Source organism: Campylobacter sp. CH186, assembly GCF_004378925.1.
Lineage (GTDB): Bacteria > Campylobacterota > Campylobacteria > Campylobacterales > Campylobacteraceae > Campylobacter_D > Campylobacter_D jejuni.
This window is the reverse complement of record NZ_RYYB01000002.1, coordinates 105993-127878: the sequence shown is the minus strand read 5'-3', so window position 1 is coordinate 127878 and position 21886 is coordinate 105993. Positions and strand designations below refer to the sequence as shown.

Genomic DNA, 21886 nt, shown 5'->3' with positions numbered 1-21886 from the left:
GATGGCTAAAAAATCAATGATTGCAAAAGCGGCACGCAAGCCTAAATTTAAAGTTAGAGCTTATACAAGATGCCAAATTTGTGGGCGTCCGCATTCGGTTTATAGAGATTTTGGAATTTGCAGAGTTTGCTTAAGAAAAATGGGTAACGAAGGTTTGATTCCAGGTCTTAAGAAAGCAAGTTGGTAAGGATAAAATATGATAAATGATATTATTTCAGATTCACTCACTCGTATCAGAAATGCAGGAATGAGAAAGCTTGAAACAACCAAGCTTTTACATTCTAAAGTTGTAGAAGCTTTAGTTGGAATTTTTCAAGCTAAGGGCTATATTGAGAGTTTTAATGTTATTGAAGAAGATAAGAAGAAATTTATCAATGTAGTTTTAAAATACGATGAAAAAGGTAAGAGTGTTATCAATGAGCTTAAAAGAATTTCTAAGCCCGGTCGTCGTGTTTATAAAGGTAAAGATGAAATCAAGCGTTTTAAAAATGGTTATGGTACTATCGTAGTTAGCACAAGTCATGGTGTTTTAGCTAATGATGAAGCTTATAAAGTAGGTGTTGGCGGCGAAATTTTATGTACCATTTGGTAAAAAATCTGCTTTTTATGGCATTGGGTATCCATTCTTTTAAAAAAGTAGAAATATCCTAGACAAATAAAAAGGAAAAATATGTCTCGTATAGGTAAACAACCGATTGCTATTCCAGCAGGAGTAGAAGTAAAATTAGAAGGAAATTTGCTTAAATTTAAAAAAGGAAATTTGGCAAAAGAACTTGATACTAAAGCAAATGTAAATGTTGAGATTAAAGATAATAATATTCTTTTTTCTCCAAAAGGTGAAGACAGACAAAGTAGAGCTTATTGGGGAACTTACAGAGCTTTAGCTTACAATATCGTTGTAGGTTTAACTCAAGGTTTTTCAAAAACTCTTGAAATCAATGGAGTTGGTTATAAAGCAGCTTTAAAAGGTAAAGTTTTAGAACTAAGCCTTGGTTTTTCTCATCCTATTAATTATGATATTCCAGAAGGAATTGAAATTGTAGTGGATAAAAATACTATTGCAGTTAAAGGAAGTGATAAACAAGTTGTAGGTCAAGTTGCTGCTCAAATTCGTGAATTTAGACTGCCAGAGCCATATAAAGGAAAAGGCGTTAAGTATTCTGATGAACGCATTATCCGCAAAGCTGGTAAGACATCTAAGAAGTAAGGGTAGAATATGAGAGCAAATGTATTAAAAAGAAAACTAACTTTAAGAATCAAAAGAAAAAAAAGAATTAGAGCGAAAATTTCAGGTTGTGAAAATTTTCCAAGAATTTCTGTATTTAAATCAAACAGAACTCTATATATCCAAGCGATTGATGATGTAAAAGCTGTAACTTTAGCAGCAGTTGATGGACGCAAACTTGGCGTTAAAGCAAATAAAGAAGGTGCTAAAAAAATCGCTGCTGAATTTGCTAAAACTTTAAAAGCTAAAAAGATAGAACAAGCTGTTTTTGATAGAAATGGTTATGTATATCATGGTGTTATCGCAGCATTGGCTGAATCTTTAAGAGAAAATGGCATTAGGCTATAAGGGGTAAATCGATGGAAAAATATAATAGAGAAGAATTTGAAGAAGTAATCGTCGATATCGGCAGAGTTACTAAGGTTGTTAAAGGTGGTAGAAGATTTAGATTTACTGCTTTAGTTATCATTGGAAACCGCAAAGGTTTAGTAGGTGTTGGTTATGGTAAGGCTAAGGAAGTTCCAGATGCTATCCGTAAAGCTGTTGATGATGCGTTTAAAAATATCGTTGAAGTTAAAACTAAAGGCTCAACTATCGCTCACGATGTAGAGGTAAAATATAACGCAAGTAGAATTTTACTTAAACCAGCTAGTGAAGGTACAGGAGTTATCGCAGGTGGTTCTACACGCCCTATCGTGGAACTTGCAGGTATTAAAGACATCTTAACCAAGTCTTTGGGTTCAAATAATTCAGCTAATGTGGTTCGTGCTACAATCAAAGCTTTAACAATGTTAAAAGGATAAGAAGATGAATTTAACAAAAGCAGCGGGTTCAACGCATAAAACTAAAAGAATTGGCCGTGGTCAAGGTTCTGGCATGGGTAAGACTGCTACTAAAGGGGGTAAAGGTCAAACTGCTAGAAAAGGTTATAATGAAAAAAGAGGTTTTGAAGGGGGTCAACAACCACTTCAAAGAAGACTACCAAAAGTAGGTTTTACTTCTAAAATTCAAAAACCTTATGTGATCAATGTTGAAAAAATCACAGCTATAAAAGAGCTTAGTGAAATTACATTTGAGAGCATTAAAAGTGTTCACAAAATTTCAAAGTCTGTGAATAAAATCAAATTAATTGGTGCAAGTGCAAAAGACTTAGTATCAAAAATCAAAGACGAGAATATTAGCGTCACCGGATCAAAATAATGAATAGAGCATTGACGAATAAGATTTTAATCACCTTAGCATTTTTGTTTGCTTATAGGGTTCTGGCTTATGTGCCAGTTCCTGGCGTCAATGCTGATGTGATTGCGGAATTTTTTAATAACAATCAAAACAATGCTTTGGGTTTATTTAATGTTTTTAGTGGTGGAGCGGCTGAACGCTTTTCTATCATTTCTTTAGGTATTATGCCTTATATTACTGCTTCTATTATTATGGAGCTTCTTGCAGCAACTTTTCCAAATATCGGTAAGATGAAAAAAGAGCGTGATAGTATGCAAAAATATATGCAAATTATCCGTTATGCGACTATTGTGATTACTTTGGTTCAAAGTATAGGCGTTGCTATAGGCTTGCAAAGCTTACATGGTCGTGGTGGTGCAGGGGCTATAATGGTGGAAGATTTAAATATGTTTATCGCACTTTGTGCTATTTCTATGCTTGCAGGAACTATGCTTTTAATGTGGCTTGGTGAACAAATCACACAAAGAGGTATAGGAAATGGTATTTCTTTAATCATTTTTGCAGGTATTGTTTCAGGTATTCCAAGAGCGATTTCAGGAACTGTAGGGCAAATCAATTCAGGCGAGATGAATTTCTTAACCGCTTTTGCAATTTTTGCTTTGATTTTAATCACCATAGGCGTGATTATTTATGTAGAACTTGGAGAAAGAAGAATTCCTATTTCTTATTCTCGTAAAGTTGTAATGCAAAATCAAAACAAACGTATTATGAATTATATTCCTATTAAACTCAATCTTAGTGGGGTTATTCCACCGATTTTTGCTAGTGCGATTTTGATGTTTCCAACAACGATTTTACAAACTAGTACAAATCCTTATCTACAAGCTATTAATGACTTTTTAAATCCAAATGGTTATTTGTTTCATGTTTTAACTTTCTTGTTTGTGATTTTCTTTGCTTATTTTTATGCTTCTATCGTATTTAATGCTAAAGATATAGCAGAAAATTTGAAAAAACAAGGTGGTTTTATCCCTGGAATTCGTCCAGGTGAAGGAACTTCAAGTTATCTTAACGAAGTAGCTTCTCGTTTAACTTTATCAGGTTCTATTTATTTAGGGCTTGTTGCAACCTTACCTTGGGTTTTGGTGAAATTTATGGGTGTGCCTTTTCATTTTGGCGGTACTTCTGTACTTATTGTAGTTCAAGTAGCACTTGATACGATGAGAAAAATTGAAGCTCAAATTTATATGAGTAAATACCAAACTTTAAGTGCGGTAGGTTTGTAATATATTTCAACAAGGGTAATTTTCCTTGTTGAAATAATTTTTTTATTTTATTCTTTTTCTTGTATGTTTTATTTTTATCAAATGTGTAAATAATCTACAAAAATTTAAATTAGCTTTTAAAATTTTTCTAATTTTTTTAAAAAATACTAAAAATATGTAATACTAAAATTAGATTTGTTTAGGAGCAGCCATGAAGAATACTTTAAAAAAGAATTTTTTCACTTTGATTTTGCTTTCTTTTTGTGGCTCTATTATTTATGGTTTGCCTTATTTTAGAAAGTATTATTATGATGATTATATGGCTTTGTATCATTTAGATAATTTTCAAATGGGTTTATTAGGTAGTGCTTATGGTTTGTTAGGACTTTTTTCTTATGCTTTGGGTGGATATTTAGCAGATCGTTTTGCTCCTAAGAAGCTTTTGATCTTTTCTTTGGTGGCTACAGGATGTGGGGGTTTGCTTCATCTTTATTTTACTTCGCTTAAGGCTCTTATGATTATTTATGGGCTTTGGGGTATTACTTCGCTTCTTACTTTTTGGCCTTCTTTGATGAAAATCATACGCACTTTAGCCAGCGAGCAAGAGCAAGCAAGAGCTTATGGGGTCTTTGAAGGGGGTCGTGGTGTGGTTAGCGCTATACATTTAGCTATTGCTACGGCTATTTTTGGCTATTTTCAAACCAAGGCTTTAGCTTCTAAGGGTATAGAGATGATTATCATTTTTTATTCTTTAGCTCCTATAATTAGTGCAGTGATTTTGTTTTTTCTTTTAAAAGAGAGTAAGCATGAGAAAAGTGAAAATTTAAAATGGAGTGATTTTTTATCTCTTATTAAAAATCCTGCTTTATGGCTTGTGGTGGCCATCACTTTTTGTACTTATTTTTTCAATATGAGTTTTTATTATTTTACCCCTTATGCGAGTAATGTTATAGGCACTTCTGCTGTATTTGCAGCTATTTTAGCGGTTTTAGCCTCTTATATACGCCCCATTGCTTCTATAGTAGGTGGTTTTGTAGCTGATGGTTTTGGAAAGGCTAAGGTTATGTTAGTGGGTTTTGTAACTATGGGACTTGGAGTGGTGCTTTTAATGTTTAGTGCTTATTGGGGTGGTTTTATACAAATGGTGGCTTTAACCTTAGCTTGTGTGATTGTTTATGTGGCTATGTATTCTAATTTTAGTATTTATTATTCTTTATTAAGCGAGGGTAAAATTCCTGTACATTTAGCTGGTATGGCCATAGGTATAGTTTCTACTTTTGGATATTTGCCTGAAGTTTTTGCACCTGTTTTAGCCGGAGATTTGCTTGATAAATATCAAGGAGTAAAGGGTTTTCATATCTATTTTAGTATCATGATTGCTATGGCTATTATGGGTGCTATTTTTTGTTTGCTTTGGATAAAAAAATACAATAAAAAAGGAAAAAAATATGAAGAAAATAATTAAAGATTTTAAATTTAAAGTGAAAGTGATAGAAAATATTTGGATCACTTTAAAAGATGGCACAAGGCTTTCTTCTAGAATTTGGCTTCCACAAACCGATGAAAAACTTCCTGCTATTTTAGAATACATTCCTTATAGAAAAAATGATGGTACAAGAACAAGAGATGAACCTATGCATGGCTATTTTGCAGGCAATGGTTATGTTGTTGTAAGAGTGGATATGAGAGGCAGCGGGGAATCTGATGGACTCTTAAGAGATGAGTATTTAAAGCAAGAACAAGATGATGCCTTAGAGCTTATAGAATGGATAGTCAAACAAGAATGGTGCAATGGCAAAGTAGGCATGATGGGTAAGTCTTGGGGTGGTTTTAATTCTTTACAAGTGGCTGCTAGAAGACCTAAGAATTTAAAAGCCATTATAGTAGTGGGTTTTACCGATGATAGATATAACGAAGACATACATTATAAAGGCGGGTGCTTACTCAATGATAATTTTTGGTGGGGCAATATCATGCTTGCTTATCAAGCCCGTTTTGTAGATCCAAAAATCGATCCAAATGGAAGAGAGAAATGGCTTCATAGACTTGAAAATATGCCTTTATGGCCTGCTTTATGGATGGAACATAATTTAAAGGATAAGTATTGGAAACATGGCTCGGTGAGTGAAAATTATGAGGATATACAAGTACCTGTTTTTGCTTTAGATGGATGGGCTGATTCTTATACCAATCCTGTTTTTACTCTCATGCAAGGTTTAAAGGTTCCAAGAAAAGCCATTATAGGCCCTTGGGCTCATGTTTATCCGCACGATGGTTTTCCGGCTCCTGCTATGGGATTTTTACAAGAAGCTTTAAAATGGTGGGATAAATGGCTAAAAGATGAAGATAATGATGTTCTTGATTGTCCTATGATACAAGCTTATATAGAAGATCCTTTAAAACCTAGTTCTAAAGTGAGTGAGGTTAAAGGGCGTTTTGTGGGATTAGAAAGTTATCCTAGTAAGGATATAAATTATCATACCTATTTTTTAAATCCTTATAGACTCACTCAAGAAAAAAGCAAGCAAAGCATTAAGATTAATACCCCACAAAATCATGGACTTTTAGCTGGAGAGTGGATGGGAGCAGCCGTTTTGGGAGAAAGTCCTGCAGATCAAAGATTAGATGATGGTTTAGCTGTGGTTTTTGAAAGTGAAATTTTGCAAGATGAGCTTGATGTTTTAGGTTATCCTTTGTTAAAAGTGAAATTAAATAGCGATAAGCCTAAAGCTATGCTTTTTGCACAACTTAGTGAAGTAAGGGAGGATGGCTTTGTACAAAGGGTGAGCTATGGGGTTTTAAATTTAGCCTTAAATAAAGAAAGAAGTGAATTTACACCCTTAATAAAAAATGAATGGATCCAAAGAGAACTAAGGCTTGATTGTTGTGGGCATCGTTTTGCTAAGGGATCTAAGATAAGACTTTCTTTGGCTACAACCTTTTGGCCTATGTTTTGGCCTATGCCTGAAAATGTGACCTTGACTTTGGATTTAAATGAATGCGATTTTGCTTTACCTGTTTTTAGTGGCAAGGATAGCAATAAAGTGAATTTAGAAGCTCAAAGCGCTCCTTTAACTCCTCTTGCTTTGCTTAAAGAAGGTAGGGTAGATAGGAGTATAACTTATGATATTTTAAGCGATACTTACACTTGTATAACCGATGGAGTGGGTGGAGTTTTTGGCGAAGGTGTTTATAGATTTGATGAGATTGATGTTTTAGTAGAACACAATCTTAAAAGAGAGCTAGTCCTTCAAAATGAAGATCCTCTAAGTGCTAAATACACTATCACTCAAAAGATGAAAATTGGTAGGGAAAATTGTATGATGGATGCTGATATTATTCTTACTCAAACCAGTGATAAGGAGTATTTTTATATCAAGGGTAAAATGCAGGTTAAGGAAAATGAAAAACTTGTCTTTGATAAAAATTATAATTATAAAACTCTAAGAAAGAGTTTGTAAATCCTAGATAATTAAACCTAAATTTATCAGGTTTAATTAAAAATTATGAAGAATATAATTAATTTATCCTAGGTTTTTGCTTTAAAAATAAAAACACAATGCACACTATAAAAATTACTATTGACCATATTAAAAAAGCATCTACAAGACCCATTTGTCTAACGATGGGTTGAGAGATAATAGGACTTAAAAATTGTCCTAAAAATATACAACTTGCTAAAATTCCATAAGCCCTAGCGCGAGCATTTTCAGGACAGATTGAAAAAAGATAAGCCGTATTATTTACAAGCATAATACCTCCACCCATTCCAAGCAAAGCTAAGGTGATTAAAACTGTGAAAAAGCTATCTACTAAAAAAAGCAGCAAAAAAGAACAAGATACGATAAAAAGAGTTAAAACATAGATAGTTTTAATACTTAAGAATTTTATAATATATCTATAGCTTAGAGAGAAAAAACCATAACATAGTGCAGATACAGACATCGAAATACCTATATATTTAGGATCCAATCCTAAATGTTCTTCTATATAGTAAGGAAGTTGAGTTGGCGAAATATAATAAACTACCATGATAAAAAAACCTATAAAATAGATAGGGAAAAATTGCCAATAATTTGTTTTTGCTTCTATTTTTGTATGATTATAGAATTTAAATTTTCTAGGTTCAAAAAGATAAATGATAGCCATTAAGGTAATTAAAATTCCAAGTCCATATACTAAAAAAGGATAACGCCAAGAATAACTCGAAACAAATCCTGCAATAGAAATAAAAACAGCACCCCCTACCGCACAAAAAAATCCTTGAAGACTTAAAGCATTTTCTCTGCGATTAAAGCCACCACGACTATAATAATCTCCAAGTAAAGCCGAAGCACCTGTCATTATAAAAGCAGTTGCCATACCAAAAATAGCTCTTGAAGTCAGTATAGCATAAATATCATTTAAGAAAAAGCCACTTACTCCAGAAATAGTCCAAACCACCATAGCTGGAAGAATGAATTTTAATTTGCCAAATTTATCCATTAAAATACCAGCAAATGGAGATAAAATGACAACAAAAATAGCAGGGATGGTTAAAACTAAGCGAACAAGTATATCAAGATGGGCTAATGTGAAACTTGAAGCAAGAGTAGCGCCACTTTGGGTTAAAAGTTCTTCAAAATGTCTGTTGATAGCAGGCAGAGCAGATGAAATGACCACACTTCCTAGCATAGTCATAGCGGCCATAGAAAACACAGCCGCTTTAAATCCGGACTTTTCAGTAATTTGAATTATTTTTTTATCCATTTTCGTGTCATTTGGATGAAATTTATAAGTTTTGCCATTCATAATTTTTGCCTTTTTTGTTTTATTATACTCTAAAAATTATGGTTTGTATTTAAAATTACTTAAAATTATATTTTATTTATTTTGTTATGATAGTTTTGTTTTTAAAATATTTTAGCTTGATTAAAATATATTTTATAAGTAGAATTTTAAATATTTTTAGCTAAATTCAGCTTTTTATTTAACAAGGGTGCAAAATGAAGAAAAATTTAATCATAGTAGAATCTCCTGCAAAAGCTAAAACCATAGGAAATTTTTTGGGAAAAGATTATGAAGTTATCGCTTCTAAAGGACATATTAGAGATTTGCCTAAATCAAGCTTTGGGATTAAAATAGAAGATGATGAATTTATCCCTGAGTATAGAATCACAAGTGATCATAGCGCCTTAGTTAAAGAACTTAAAAGCAAGGCTAAAGATGCCAAAGAAGTCTATCTTGCAACGGATGAGGATAGAGAAGGAGAGGCTATAGCCTACCATATTGCAAAAGCTATAGGAAAAGATGAAAACACCTTACCACGTATTGTTTTTCATGAAATCACTAAAAACGCTATAGAAAATGCTTTAAAAAATCCAAGAAAATTAGATATGCACTCTGTAAATGCTCAGCAAACTAGACGCCTTTTAGATCGCATTGTAGGATATAAACTCAGCCCCTTATTGGGACAAAAAATTCAAAGAGGGCTTAGCGCAGGGCGTGTTCAAAGTGCGGCTTTAAAGATCATAGTCGATCGTGAAAAAGAAATTCGTGCCTTTGTACCCCTAGAATACTTTAGTATAGATATGATTTTTCAAAAAGATTTAGATGCAGAACTGGTTGAGTTTGACAAAGCTAAGATAGAAAAACTTACCATTGCCAACAAAGATCGTGCTAAGCTTATACTAGAGGCTTGTAAAAATGAAGCTTATGTTATAAGCGACATTGAAAGCAAAGAAAGAAAAATCGCTCCACCGCCTCCTTTTATGACTTCAACCTTGCAACAAAGTGCTAGCAATCGCCTTGGTTTTAACCCTAAAAAAACCATGATGATAGCTCAAAAACTCTATGAGGGAGTAAATACCCATGAAGGCGTGATGGGGGTTATTACCTACATGAGAACCGATAGTTTAAATTTAGCCAAAGAAGCTATAGAAAATGCAAGAAAATTCATACAAGCAAATTTTGGCAAAGACTATCTTCCAAGCAAAGCAAATGTATACACTACAAAAGCCAAAGGTGCTCAAGAAGCTCATGAAGCTATACGCCCTACAAATTTAAGTTTTGCTCCAGAAATTGCGGCCAAATTTTTGGACAAAGATGAGCTAAAACTTTACACACTCATTTATAATCGCTTTTTAGCCTGTCAGATGAACCCTGCTATTTCTCAAACTCAAAATGTATTTGCAAAAAATGATAGAGCAGTTTTTAAAATAAGCGGTAGAAAAATCCTTTTTAATGGATATTATAAAGTTTATGGTGATATGGATAAGGATAAAATTTTACCAAATTTTAAAATAGGTGAAAATTTAAAAATACAAAATTTAGAAATGAACTCGCATTTTACCGAACCACCTTCAAGGTATTCAGAAGCAGGACTTGTAAAAAAACTTGAAAGTTTAGGCATAGGTCGTCCTTCTACCTATGCGCCAACCATTTCTATACTTACAAGCCGTGATTATGTAAAAATAGATAAAAAACAACTCATTCCTAGCGATGTTGCTTTTAATGTAACCGAAGTGCTTGAAAAAAATTTTAGCGATATAGTAGATAGTAAATTTACTTCAAACCTTGAAAATACCTTAGATGAAATCGCAGAAGATAAGGCAGACTGGCAAGAAACTTTAAAAGAATTTTACTATCCTTTTATGAGAAAAATCGAAGAAGGAAAAACAAAAATTGCTAGTCAAAAAACTGTCACAAAACTAGGTGAAAGTTGTCCTGATTGCGGCGGGGAACTTGCTATTAGAAAAGGGCGTTTTGGAGAATTTGTAGCGTGTTTAAATTTCCCAAAATGCAAGTATTCAAGAAATTTAAAAAGTGAAAGTAAAAATGAAAGCGAAGATACTGCCGCAAAAGCTAAAGCTAATGGTACAGGTATTACTTGTCCAAGTTGTCAAAAAGGTGAAATCGTAGAACGCTTTTCAAAACGCGGTAAATTTTATGGCTGTAGTGCTTATCCAAAATGCAATTTTATAAGCAAATACAAACCAAGTGAAGAAAAATGCGAAGAGTGTGGCGAAACTTTAGTGATAAAAGAGCTTAAAAAAGGTACATTCTTAGAATGCTTAAAGTGCAAAATCAAAAAAGAAATGAAGGATTAGAATGCAAATCATGCTTTGTGCTATTTCAAATATAGCGAGTGGAAATTGTTCAGAAGACTGTAAATACTGTACCCAAAGTGCCCATGTAAAAACAGATATTCAAAAATATCGTCGCAAAGAACTTTCACAAATCGTTTTAGAAGCGAAAATGGCAAAGAAAAATGAAGCCTTGGGTTTTTGTTTGGTTACAGCAGGACTTGGGCTTGATGATGAAAAGCTTGAGTATGTTTGTGAGGCTGCTAAGGCTGTGCAAAAAGAAGTGCCTAATTTGCTTTTAATTGCCTGTAATGGTATGGCAAGCGTGGAACAACTCAAAGAACTTAAAAAAGCAGGAATTTTTTCTTATAATCACAATCTTGAAACTTCTAAGGAATTTTTTCCACAAATTTGCACCACTCATACTTGGGAAAGTAGATTTCAAACCAATTTAAACGCTAAAGAAGCAGGACTTATGCTTTGTTGTGGTGGAATTTATGGTATGGGTGAGAGTGAAGAAGATAGGCTAAGTTTTAGAAAATCTTTGCAAGAATTACAGCCTTTTTCAACGCCTATTAATTTTTTTATAGCCAATGAAAATTTAAAACTACAAGTTCCAAGACTTAGTGCTGATGAAGCTTTAAAAATCGTGCGTGACACCAAAGAGGCTTTACCGCAAAGCGTGGTAATGGTAGCAGGTGGGCGTGAAGTGGTATTGCAAGAAAGGCAGTATGAAATTTTTCAAGCAGGTGCTGGGGCTATTGTTATAGGGGATTATTTAACCACTAAAGGTGAAGAACCAAGTCAAGATATAGTAAAATTAAAAGAAATGGGATTTACTTTTGCATCAGAGTGTCATTGATCCGCAAGGTTTAATTGATCTAAAAATTCTTATTGTTATAGCTTTATGCTTACTTTTTTCTCCGCATATTGCAAAAATTTTACGCTTGCCTCTTTCAGCTACTGAAATTATTTTAGGGGCAATAATAGCATATTTTGGTTTCATAGGAAAAAGTGAAAATTTTGCACTTTTAGCCAATGTAGGTTTTTATTATCTAATGTTTATAGCGGGCATGGAGGTAAATTTAAGAGCCTTTTTTAATATGGATAAAGAAGTTGTCAAAAAAAGTTTTTTTTATATTTTTTTACTTTACGCTTTATCTTCTCTTATAGTATGGATTTTTGGACTTTCTTTAGTATTTGTTATCATTATACCTGTGATGAGTGTAGGGCTTTTATCTTTGCTTTTTAAGGATTTTGGAAAAGAGTGTTATTGGCTAAATATTGCTATGATAGTGGCTACTTTAGCTGAGGTGATTTCTATTGTGCTTTTGACTATAGCGGGAGCTTTTTTGCGCGAAGGAACAGATATTATTGATGTAGCGCAAAGTATTTTATATCTTAATATCTTTTTGGGGCTTTGTTTACTCGGATTTAAAATGCTTGGTGTGCTTTTTTGGTGGTATCCTCAGCTTAAAGTTGTGCTTATGCCATGGGAAGATAAAAATGAAAAAGATATAAGATTTTGTATGGCCATTTTTATACTGATCATTGTTGCTATGGTTATTACAAAACTTGAAATCGTTCTTGGTTCTTTTATAGCAGGTTCATTTATAGCTACTTTTTTTGATCATAAAAAAGATCTTGAGCACAAGCTTTCTACTTTTGGACACGGGTTTTTGATCCCTATTTTTTTTATCCATATAGGTTCAACCTTTGATCTTAAAATGATTTTAGATTATAAAATCGTTTTACAAGCATTTTTACTTATGTTTGTTATGGTGGGTTTAAGAATGTTATGTGCAAGTGTTTTTTTAAAAAGAATTGGTTTTAAAAATATGATTTTATTTGGTCTTAGTCATTCTATGCCTTTAACCTTGCTTATAGCAACAGCTACTTTGGGTTATTCGGGCAAGGTTATTGATGAGAAGCTTTATTCAGCACTTATTTTAACAGCGTTATTTGAGGCTATTATTGTTATGAGTATGATTAAATTTCTTTCTAATTCTAAAAAATGAAAGTTACTTTTTTACTCAAAAAAGCAAACAAAATCTTAAAAATTTAATAATAAAAAACTCATAATCGTCCTTTTTTGTTAGAATTAATAAAAGCAACAATAAAAGGAGCGAAAATGTCAAATTCCGTTACTATAACCGATAATAGAAATGGAAAAAGCTATGAATTTCCTATATATGATGGTACAACTGGGCCAAGCGTTGTAGATATGTCAAGTTTTTATAAACAAACAGGAATGTTTTCTTATGATGAGGGCTTGACTTCTACAGCTACTTGTAAATCAAAAATCACTTATATTGATGGAGAAAACGGGATCTTAATGCACCGTGGCTATCCTATAGAGTGGCTTGCTGAAAACAAACTTTATTTAGATGTGGTTCATCTTTTACTTTATAAAGAACTACCCGATGCTACGCGTCTTGAAGCGTTTCGTTATGAAATGAAAAAACGTTCTTTTATCCATGAAGGTATGCATCGTCTTTTTGATTCTTTCCCTGATAATGCTCATCCTATGGCAGTTTTACAAGGTGCTGTTTCATCGCTTAGTGCTTTTTATCCTGATCATTTAAACATGAATGTAAAAGAAGAATATATGGAAATGGCAGCTAGAATAGTCGCTAAAATCCCTACTATAGTCGCCACCGCTTATAGATATAAACATGGCTTTCCTATGGCTTATCCAAATTTAGATCGTGGTTTTACAGAAAATTTCTTATATATGCTAAGAACCTATCCTTACGATCATGTGGAGCTTAAACCTATAGAAGTAAAAGCACTTGATACAGTTTTTATGCTTCATGCAGATCATGAGCAAAATGCTTCAACTTCAACGGTTCGTGCTGTGGGTTCAACTCATGCTCATCCTTATGCCTGTATAGCAGCAGGTATTGGTGCACTTTGGGGTCATGCACATGGTGGAGCTAATGAAGGTGTTATTAGAATGCTTGAGCAAATAGGTAGTGTTGATAGGGTAGATGAATTCATTAAAAGAGCTAAAGATAAAAATGATCCTTTCCGCTTGATGGGCTTTGGGCATAGGGTTTATAAAAATTTTGACCCTAGAGCAAAAGTGCTTAAAAAACTTCGTGATCAACTTATTGATGAGTTGGATATTGATACCAATCTTATTAAAGTAGCAACTCGTATAGAAGAGATTGCTTTAAGTGATGATTATTTTGTTCAAAGAGGGTTATATCCGAATGTTGATTTTCATAGCGGACTTATTTTAAAAGCCTTAGGTATTCCAAATGAAATGTTTGCTACTTTATTTGTTATAGGGCGCACCCCAGGATGGATAGCTCAGTGGATAGAACAAAAAGAGCAAGAAAGTCTTAAAATAGTCCGTCCAAGACAACTTTATTTGGGTGAAACTAGTAAAGTTTAATTAAAATTTTTGTGGAAATTAAAAATTCCACAAAATCTTCTTGTATAATTTTAAAAAATCTTATAGAAAGTCTTATAATCATGCTTAATCTTGATAAATTTTTAGAAATTGCTATAAATGCTAGCAATCAAGCTTCTAAAGCTATTTTAGAAGAGAGAAAAAATTTCAAAACTTGGGAAAAAGAAGATAAAAGCCCGCTTACATCAGCAGATCTTGCTTCTAATAAAATTCTAAATGATATTTTAGGTTCTACGGATATTAAAATTTTATCAGAAGAAAAATTACTCAGCAAAGAAGAGTGTGAAGAATTAAAAACTTTTTGGCTTATCGATCCTCTTGATGGAACAAGTGGTTTTTTAAAAGGCAGTGATGAATTTTGCGTTATGATAAGTTTGGTTCATGACAATCGCCCTGTTTTATCGCTTATACAAAATCCATCAAAAGGTGATATATTCTATGCTCATGCAAAAACCAAGGTTTATAAAAACGATAAACCTTTGCAAATTGACCAGCAAGAATACGAGAAAAATAAATATAAAGCCTTATTGAGTGTTAATCATCTTAGCAAAGAAGATGAAGACTTTGCAAAAGAGTATCAACTAGAAGCTATTAATATAGGCTCTGGATTGAAATTTTGTGCTATTTTAGAGGCTAGGGCAGGAGTTTATAAAAGATTTGAAAAGCTTAATATTTGGGATATTGTAGCAGGAGATTTTTTGATTAATCAAAATGGAGGATTTATGGGCGATTTTTCTAAAAAATACATTTTATATAACCCTTTAAATTATAAATCCAGTCCTTTTATTTGTGTTTCATCTAGGAATTTTTTACAAGATTTTTTATAAAATAAAGAGTATAATTTTATATTTAAATAGTTTATAAGGATGAAGATGAGGTATTGTTTCATTTTGTTTTTAAGTTTAGTTTTAAGTTCTAATCTTTTAGCGAATAATTTTTCTCAGAAAAAGGTTATTAAAATTGAAAAAAGCGCAGATAGCTTTGAAGTAATAGATCTAAATCAAAATGTTGCAAATCCAAATTTAAATCAACAAAAAGCATTGTTTGATAGTTCTACTTTAATTGAAAAAAAATCGCAAATCACCAAAGATAAGGATATTGATTTTGCTATTGTATTAACTTCTAGGAAAAATTTTGGTTATTTTTTAGATGGTTTTAGGGTGAGTGATAAGGAATTTTCTACATTATTTGCTAAAAATTTGATTCAAAGTTTAAAGCTTAATTGGGTTAATTCTGTTGCAAATGGTATTTATCAAAGTCCTAAAACTTTGTCATATTTTAGCCCTAAAGATGCAAAACTTATAAATGTAAGTCCTTTTTTAACACAAGAAAAAGATAAGGCTAAAATGTATGCTAAATTTACAGATTATGTTGTGGTGGTAAATTTGCAAGATTTTTATGTAAATATTACAAATTATTTTATCACAACTAGTAAAGAGGGTGTGGCTAATGTTAATTTTAAAATTATTTCTACAAGGAATGGAAAAATTCTTGCAGCAAAAAATGCAGAATTAAATTTGACATTAAAAGATCAAGATGCAAAACAAAATTATCAAGATATTGTAAATCAAATGCCAAAAATGTTAGCTAGTGTTATAGATAATGAAATAAAAAAATTAAAATCAACTATCAATTAATTTAAAGATATATTGAAAAATTTTTAGATAATAATCACTTCATTTTCTAAGTTTATGCCAAATTCTTCAAAGACTTTTTTTCTAGCCAATTCGATAAGAAAAAACGCATCTTCAAAACTTGCATTTTTTTTATTGATTAAAAAATTTGCGTGTTTATCGCTTAACATAGCATCTCCTTTACTAAAGCCTTTAAGCCCTACAGCTTCGATTAAACGTCCTGCAAAGTCGTTTTTTGGATTTTTAAAGATAGAGCCAAAGCTTGCTCCACTAGGTTGGTTGCTTCTTGCATTTTTTAAAGCTTCATCTTTAAGGGTATCAAAGCCAAAATTTAGTTTAAATTCAGCCCAAAAAAAAGGCATATTTAAAGGACAAAAACGATAATCAAAATTTATATTTTCTCTTAGAATTTCGCCTTGAGAAGTAGCAATTTTGATTAAATTTTGACTGATGCACTCTCCTTTAAGCCCTGCATTCATTTTCAAAAGCCCACCAAGTGTGCCAGGAATTTTGCTTAAATACTCAAAACCCTTAAGATTATTTTCTTTAGCAAAGCGATACATTTTGCTTGATTTTGTTTTGCAGCCTATGCGAAGATGTATAAAATCTTTATTTTGATCTAAAATTTGTATAAAATCAAAACCATCTCCTAAAATTCCTATATTTTTAGGTTTTGGGCTAACTAAAAGGTTGTTTGCACCACCTATTAAAAAACCATCAAAATCACAAATTTGATCCAAAACTAAAACTTCAAATTCATTTCCTATACGCACAGAAGAGTATTTTTTAAAATCAATGATCATTTGATAAAAGTTGGAATTTGATTTAGTATATTCTCAGTAAAATCAATCATAGTCGTAGTCATCCAAGGCATTAAAAAGATTAAAATAACCACAACCAAGATGATTTTAGGAACAAAAGAAAGTGTCATTTCATTAATCTGTGTAGTTGCTTGAAAAATACTGATTACAAGCCCTGCAATAAGTCCTGCTAAAAGCATAGGCAAGGAAAGTAAAAGTGTGATTTTAAAGGTTTGTACTCCAAGAGCAACTAAGGTACTTTCGTCCATTTTTATCCTTTTTAAGAATTTCTAGCTTCTTCGTATTCGCTAGGGATAAGATAATCATTTACATGTATGATTTTATCATAAAATTTATAATCATATCCTAGTTTAAAAAGCGTATCTACAGCTAAAAGTTGAGTTTGATTCATGCTAATAGAGTTTTTATTGGCATATAAATTAAGATAAGTATTAAGTTTTTCTTCATTAACACGGATAAGTTTTCTTTCCATAAGCATGGGGGCTAAAATTTTACGATTTGCATCGGCAATTTTTACAGCATTGGTTAAATCTCTTTCGATCTTAATCGCATCGCTTAAAGGCAAAGAGCGACGCAAAGCCATTCCACCTAAAGGTAAAGGTAAATTTTCTTTAGCAAATTCAAGCCATATATCCCAAAGTTCTGCTTCTACACAAAGACTTTGATCAAATTCTAAAATGCTTTCATGGATCAAAACTCCTGCATCTACTTCACCACTTAAAACTGCATTTTCAATGTCTAAAAAATTCTTATAAATAATTCTTGCTTCAGGATATTTTATACGAAAAATTAAAGCATTGGTGGTATTTGCTCCACTTAAAGCAACTTTAAAATTTCTTTTTAAATGTGTATCTTTTTTTTTGATAAGCTTTGGTCCATAACCTTCGCCAAAACTTACTGCTGTGCGTAAAAGAGCGTATTCAGAAGCGATTAAAGGATAAAGTCCAAAAGAAATAGCCGTAGTATCAAATTCATTTTTCAAAGCAAATTCATTTAAAGTTTGTATATCTAAAGCTGTATTTTCATAAGCAAAATCATTCCCTATCCATCCAAATTTAATAGCCATATACATAAAAATATCATCAGCATCAGGAGAATGTGCGATAGTGATTTTTTTCATCTTTAATTTCCTTTAAATCTTTGCTTTAATTCTAGCAAAATAAATTGTTATTTAATTTTATTTTGTTAGAATTCTAACTAAAAATTTAGAATTTTTAAGGAAAGTTATGGATGATAATAAAAGAAAATCCCTAGACGCTGCCCTAAAAAGTTTAGATAAAACCTTTGGAAAAGGTACTATCTTAAGACTAGGGGATAAAGAAGTCGAGCAAATCGATAGCATAGGCACAGGTTCAGTTGGGCTTGATCTTGCTTTAGGTATAGGCGGTGTTCCAAAAGGAAGAATTATAGAAATTTATGGGCCTGAAAGTTCAGGTAAAACCACTCTAACTTTACATATTATCGCAGAATGCCAAAAAGCAGGTGGAGTTTGTGCTTTTATCGATGCAGAACATGCGCTTGATGTAAAATATGCTAAAAATTTAGGTGTAAATACAGATGATTTGTATGTTTCTCAACCTGATTTTGGAGAACAAGCCTTAGAAATTGTAGAAACTATAGCAAGAAGTGGTGCAGTAGATCTTATCGTAGTAGATAGCGTTGCAGCACTTACCCCAAAAGCAGAAATTGAAGGCGATATGGGCGATCAACATGTAGGGCTTCAAGCAAGACTTATGTCTCAAGCTCTAAGAAAACTTACAGGTATAGTTCATAAAATGAATACCACGGTGATTTTTATCAACCAAATTCGTATGAAAATTGGTGCTATGGGCTATGGTACTCCTGAAACTACAACAGGTGGAAATGCATTAAAATTTTATGCTTCTGTGCGTTTAGATGTTAGAAAAGTAGCAACCTTAAAACAAAACGAAGAACCTATAGGAAACCGCGTTAAAGTAAAAGTAGTTAAAAATAAAGTTGCTCCTCCATTCAGACAAGCTGAATTTGATGTGATGTTTGGAGAGGGTTTAAGTCGTGAAGGTGAATTGATCGATTATGGTGTAAAACTTGATATCGTAGATAAAAGTGGTGCGTGGTTTTCTTATAAAGATAAAAAACTTGGACAAGGTAGAGAAAACTCAAAAGCTTTCTTAAAAGAAAACCCTGAAATTGCAGATGAAATCACAAAAGCAATTCAAAATTCTATGGGAATAGAAGGTATGATCAGCGGTAGCGAAGATGACGAAGGAGAGGAATAATGTTAGTAATTGAAGATGTTAGAGCCTATGAAGTTCTTGATAGTAGAGGAAATCCAACCGTAAAAGCCGAAGTTACGCTAAGCGATGGAAGTGTAGGTGCAGCCATAGTTCCAAGTGGTGCAAGTACAGGTTCAAAAGAAGCTTTAGAATTGCGTGATAATGATGAAAGATTTGGCGGAAAAGGCGTTTTAAAAGCTGTTGCAAATGTCAATGAGGCCATTGCAGATGAAATTTTAGGACTAGATGCTTTTAATCAAACTCAACTTGATGATACTTTGCGTGAGCTTGATGGAACAAATAATTACTCAAATTTAGGTGCAAATGCGACTTTAGGCGTATCTATGGCAACAGCTCGTGCGGCTGCGGCTGCTTTGGGAATGCCTTTGTATCGTTACTTAGGTGGTGCAAATGCGAGCATTTTACCCGTGCCAATGTGTAATATCATAAATGGCGGTGCTCATGCAAACAACAATGTAGATTTTCAAGAATTTATGATCATGCCTTTTGGTTTTACTAGCTTTAAAGAAGCTTTGCGTTCAGTTTGTGAAATTTATGCGATATTAAAAAAAGAACTCGCAAATTCTGGACATTCTACGGCTTTAGGTGATGAAGGCGGTTTTGCTCCAAATTTAGCTAACAACACAGAACCTATCGATCTTTTAATGACTTGTATCAAAAAAGCAGGTTATGAAAATCGTGTAAAAATCGCTCTTGATGTGGCAAGTACAGAATTTTTCAAAGATGGCAAATATCACATGGAAGGCAAGGCTTTTTCAAGCGAGGATTTGATCGAATGCTATGTAGAACTTTGTGCAAAATATCCAATTTGCAGTATCGAAGATGGCTTAGCTGAAAATGACTTTGAAGGTTGGATAAAGCTTACTGAAAAATTGGGCAATAAAATTCAGCTTGTAGGCGATGATTTATTTGTAACTAATGAAGATATTTTAAGAGAAGGCATCATCAAAAAAATGGCAAATGCTGTGCTTATTAAACCAAATCAAATCGGAACTATTACCCAAACTATGAGAACTGTGCGTTTAGCGCAAAGAAATAACTATAAATGTGTGATGAGTCATAGAAGTGGCGAAAGTGAAGATGCTTTTATAGCAGATTTTGCTGTGGCTTTAAATACAGGACAAATCAAAACAGGAGCCCTAGCAAGAGGTGAAAGAACCGCAAAATACAATCGCTTGCTTGAAATTGAACTTGAAAGCGATGAATACTTAGGAGAAAAGCTCTGAGCGATTTACTTAAAGAATACGACGAAAGCACAAGAAAAAAAAGTTTTTATACCCATGTTATAAAAATGATTTTTTGGGCTTTTCTTGTTGTAATTGGAGCGATTTATTTTGGCAATATGTTTTTTGGGCAGTATTCTTTAGACACTTTATTAAGCTTAGAAAATACCAAAGAAGAGCTTAATAAAAAGATTATTTTGCTCAAAGAACAAAATGCTAAAGCACAAAAAGATTATTTTGAATTAAAAGGATTATACCCAAATGAAAACTAGAATTTTGGCAATATTTTTTATTTTTACCTCTCTTTTATATGCTGATGAAAATCCTTTCAAGGCAGATCAAAATATAACCTTGGTTGCTCCACCTGAATTTCAAAAAGAGGAAGTTAAATTTAATTCTAGTGCAAGAATTTTAAAAAGCATCACTTTTAATTATATCAATTTAGACGGAAGTGAAGATAAGATCGATTTAGATGTCAATAAAAGTATTGATTGGCACGATACTTATACTATATCAAGATTTAAAAGCCCTGATCCTTCAAAAGTACTTGATGTTTCAGTTACTATACCTGAAAAAAATAGCTCTAAACAAGAATCAAACTCAACAGCCAATGTTGAAATACCTTTACAGGTTGCAAAGATTTATGATTTTATTTCTTACGCGGTTTATAAAAACAAAATAAAACTTAACACTAGTGATGAAATGATCACAGATTTTTCAGTAGGAAATCCAAGTAAAATCGTTATAGATTTTAGATCTAATTTGATTAGCCCTACAAAAAACATACGCCTTAGCAATTCTATTTTTAAACGCATAGACTTTGGATCTCATAAAGGATATTATCGACTTGTAATATATCTTGATGGAACTTATAATTATAATATTCAAAAAGATGCAACTGGATATATGATTAATCTGCTTTGATGAGATTTATTTTTTTAATATGTTGTGCTTGTTTAGTTTTTGCTAATGAAATTTTACTTCTTAACAAATTCGATAAGCAAGATTTTAATTCTAAAGATTTTAATGCTTATTTGATGAGCGAAAAACTTGATGGGGTGCGTGGAATTTGGGATGGAAAATATCTAAAAACTCGCCAAAATTACCAAATAAAAACTCCTGACTTTTTTACAAAAAATTTCCCTCCTTTTGCTATTGATGGTGAGCTTTGGATAGCAAGAAATAAATTTGATGAAATTTCAGCTTTAATTCGTAGTGGCGATAGCAATTTGACCTTATGGAAGGAAGTAACTTATAATATTTTTGATGTGCCAAATGCTTGTGAAGAATTTCAAATTTCTACTTGCACTCTTAAAAATCGTCTGGCTGTTTTAGAAGAGTATTTACAAAAATATCCTAGTGCCTATATAAAAATTATTCCTCAAATTCCAGTTGAAAATCAAAATAATTTAAATCAATTTTACAAAAGCATTATAAAAAATCAAGGTGAAGGTATTGTTATACGCAAAAATTTAAGTCCTTATGAAAAAGGCAGAAGTAAAAATGCTATGAAATTAAAACCCTATGATGATGCAGAATGTGAGTTGGTAGGATTTCGCAAGGGCAAGGGTAAATTTGAAAATCAAGTAGGTGCCTTACTTTGTAAAATGCCTAATGGACAAATCATTAAAATAGGCAGTGGTTTAAAAGATGAAGATAGAAAAAATCCTCCAAAAATTGGTAGTATTGTGACTTATAAATTTAATGGATTGACCAAAAATTCCTTACCTCGCTTTCCGGTTTTTTTAAGAATAAGAGATGAAAATCCTTGACTTTAAAAT

Annotated in this window: 24 protein-coding genes; 20 read left to right on the top strand and 4 right to left on the bottom strand. The window is 32.4% G+C overall.

Annotated features, from left to right (window positions below; translation table 11 throughout):
• Nucleotide 1 precedes the first annotated feature (1 nt).
• From ELQ09_RS03475 to ELQ09_RS03435, 9 genes are all read left to right on the top strand, one after another.
• Nucleotides 2-187, top strand: a complete 186-nt coding sequence (locus tag ELQ09_RS03475; protein ID WP_002851478.1) for a type Z 30S ribosomal protein S14 — start codon at nt 2-4, stop codon at nt 185-187.
• A gap of 9 nt (nt 188-196) precedes the next feature.
• Entirely contained in the window at nt 197-592 is a 396-nt protein-coding gene (gene rpsH / locus ELQ09_RS03470) for a 30S ribosomal protein S8 (RefSeq protein WP_052799086.1), read from the top strand.
• A gap of 78 nt (nt 593-670) precedes the next feature.
• Nucleotides 671-1207 (top strand): 50S ribosomal protein L6, encoded by a 537-nt coding sequence (rplF, locus tag ELQ09_RS03465; protein ID WP_057033977.1) that lies wholly within the window; start codon nt 671-673, stop codon nt 1205-1207.
• Nucleotides 1208-1216: 9 nt separating this feature from the next.
• Nucleotides 1217-1573: a 50S ribosomal protein L18 gene (gene rplR / locus ELQ09_RS03460; RefSeq protein WP_002785535.1), complete on the top strand. Its 357-nt coding sequence runs from the start codon at nt 1217-1219 to the stop codon at nt 1571-1573.
• Nucleotides 1574-1584: 11 nt separating this feature from the next.
• Nucleotides 1585-2028, top strand: a complete 444-nt coding sequence (gene rpsE / locus ELQ09_RS03455; protein ID WP_052777998.1) for a 30S ribosomal protein S5 — start codon at nt 1585-1587, stop codon at nt 2026-2028.
• 4 nt (nt 2029-2032) lie between these two features.
• Entirely contained in the window at nt 2033-2425 is a 393-nt protein-coding gene (gene rplO, locus ELQ09_RS03450) for a 50S ribosomal protein L15 (protein WP_002922071.1), read from the top strand.
• The gene (gene secY / locus ELQ09_RS03445; protein ID WP_002866819.1) at nt 2425-3690 is read left to right on the top strand and encodes a preprotein translocase subunit SecY; all 1266 of its coding nucleotides are present in this window, start codon (nt 2425-2427) and stop codon (nt 3688-3690) included. The genes rplO and secY overlap by 1 nt, the downstream gene beginning before the upstream one ends.
• 190 nt (nt 3691-3880) lie before the next feature.
• Nucleotides 3881-5134 (top strand): MFS transporter, encoded by a 1254-nt coding sequence (locus tag ELQ09_RS03440; RefSeq protein WP_070316603.1) that lies wholly within the window; start codon nt 3881-3883, stop codon nt 5132-5134.
• Nucleotides 5118-7130, top strand: a complete 2013-nt coding sequence (locus tag ELQ09_RS03435) for a CocE/NonD family hydrolase (protein ID WP_134224668.1) — start codon at nt 5118-5120, stop codon at nt 7128-7130. Before ELQ09_RS03440 ends, ELQ09_RS03435 begins: the two co-directional genes overlap by 17 nt.
• Nucleotides 7131-7188: 58 nt before the next feature.
• On the opposite strand, the gene ELQ09_RS03430 is transcribed toward ELQ09_RS03435, so the two are convergent.
• A complete protein-coding gene (locus ELQ09_RS03430; protein WP_070316601.1) occupies nt 7189-8460 on the bottom strand; it encodes an MFS transporter in 1272 nt (423 codons plus the stop codon).
• 194 nt (nt 8461-8654) lie between these two features.
• Here ELQ09_RS03430 and topA point away from each other — a divergent pair, with 194 nt between their 5' ends.
• The 6 genes from topA to ELQ09_RS03400 all read left to right on the top strand — a co-directional run bounded on the left by topA (nt 8655) and on the right by ELQ09_RS03400 (nt 15788).
• Nucleotides 8655-10757, top strand: a complete 2103-nt coding sequence (topA, locus tag ELQ09_RS03425) for a type I DNA topoisomerase (RefSeq protein ID WP_134224667.1) — start codon at nt 8655-8657, stop codon at nt 10755-10757.
• A gap of 1 nt (nt 10758) precedes the next feature.
• Nucleotides 10759-11595, top strand: a complete 837-nt coding sequence (locus tag ELQ09_RS03420; RefSeq protein ID WP_002932087.1) for a biotin synthase — start codon at nt 10759-10761, stop codon at nt 11593-11595.
• Complete coding sequence (locus ELQ09_RS03415; protein WP_134263762.1) at nt 11576-12751, top strand: cation:proton antiporter; 1176 nt, start codon at nt 11576-11578, stop codon at nt 12749-12751. The genes ELQ09_RS03420 and ELQ09_RS03415 overlap by 20 nt, the downstream gene beginning before the upstream one ends.
• Nucleotides 12752-12864: 113 nt before the next feature.
• On the top strand, nt 12865-14133 hold the full coding sequence (locus ELQ09_RS03410) for a citrate synthase (protein ID WP_070316600.1): 1269 nt from the start codon (nt 12865-12867) through the stop codon (nt 14131-14133).
• 80 nt (nt 14134-14213) lie between these two features.
• Nucleotides 14214-14978 carry a 3'(2'),5'-bisphosphate nucleotidase CysQ gene (locus tag ELQ09_RS03405; RefSeq protein WP_044306343.1) on the top strand — a complete coding sequence of 255 codons (765 nt, stop codon included), beginning with the start codon at nt 14214-14216 and terminating at the stop codon, nt 14976-14978.
• A 39-nt stretch (nt 14979-15017) separates the two neighbouring features.
• Entirely contained in the window at nt 15018-15788 is a 771-nt protein-coding gene (locus tag ELQ09_RS03400; protein WP_079862121.1) for a hypothetical protein, read from the top strand.
• Between the two features lie 23 nt (nt 15789-15811).
• Here the strand turns inward: ELQ09_RS03400 and ELQ09_RS03395 are convergent, their stop codons facing one another.
• From ELQ09_RS03395 to ELQ09_RS03385, 3 genes are read right to left on the bottom strand one after another with little or no spacing between them, the layout of a single operon-like run.
• Nucleotides 15812-16588 carry a UDP-N-acetylmuramate dehydrogenase gene (locus tag ELQ09_RS03395; RefSeq protein ID WP_070316598.1) on the bottom strand — a complete coding sequence of 259 codons (777 nt, stop codon included), beginning with the start codon at nt 16586-16588 and terminating at the stop codon, nt 15812-15814.
• Nucleotides 16585-16854, bottom strand: a complete 270-nt coding sequence (fliQ, locus tag ELQ09_RS03390) for a flagellar biosynthesis protein FliQ (protein WP_002851290.1) — start codon at nt 16852-16854, stop codon at nt 16585-16587. The genes ELQ09_RS03395 and fliQ overlap by 4 nt, the downstream gene beginning before the upstream one ends.
• Nucleotides 16855-16865: 11 nt before the next feature.
• The gene (locus tag ELQ09_RS03385) at nt 16866-17726 is read right to left on the bottom strand and encodes a menaquinone biosynthesis family protein (RefSeq protein ID WP_134263761.1); all 861 of its coding nucleotides are present in this window, start codon (nt 17724-17726) and stop codon (nt 16866-16868) included.
• 106 nt (nt 17727-17832) lie between these two features.
• Here ELQ09_RS03385 and recA point away from each other — a divergent pair, with 106 nt between their 5' ends.
• The 5 genes from recA (at nt 17833) to ELQ09_RS03360 (ending at nt 21877) form a co-directional block, all read left to right on the top strand.
• Nucleotides 17833-18864: a recombinase RecA gene (gene recA, locus ELQ09_RS03380; protein ID WP_002851424.1), complete on the top strand. Its 1032-nt coding sequence runs from the start codon at nt 17833-17835 to the stop codon at nt 18862-18864.
• Nucleotides 18864-20108, top strand: coding sequence for a phosphopyruvate hydratase (eno, locus tag ELQ09_RS03375; RefSeq protein ID WP_052794988.1), 1245 nt, complete (start codon nt 18864-18866; stop codon nt 20106-20108). The genes recA and eno overlap by 1 nt, the downstream gene beginning before the upstream one ends.
• Before the next feature lie 65 nt (nt 20109-20173).
• Nucleotides 20174-20377 carry a hypothetical protein gene (locus tag ELQ09_RS03370; protein WP_002839177.1) on the top strand — a complete coding sequence of 68 codons (204 nt, stop codon included), beginning with the start codon at nt 20174-20176 and terminating at the stop codon, nt 20375-20377.
• Nucleotides 20367-21029, top strand: coding sequence for a glycoprotein CgpA (gene cgpA / locus ELQ09_RS03365; RefSeq protein WP_052794987.1), 663 nt, complete (start codon nt 20367-20369; stop codon nt 21027-21029). Before ELQ09_RS03370 ends, cgpA begins: the two co-directional genes overlap by 11 nt.
• Entirely contained in the window at nt 21029-21877 is an 849-nt protein-coding gene (locus tag ELQ09_RS03360) for a DNA ligase (protein ID WP_070316597.1), read from the top strand. Before cgpA ends, ELQ09_RS03360 begins: the two co-directional genes overlap by 1 nt.
• Nucleotides 21878-21886: the final 9 nt, after the last annotated feature.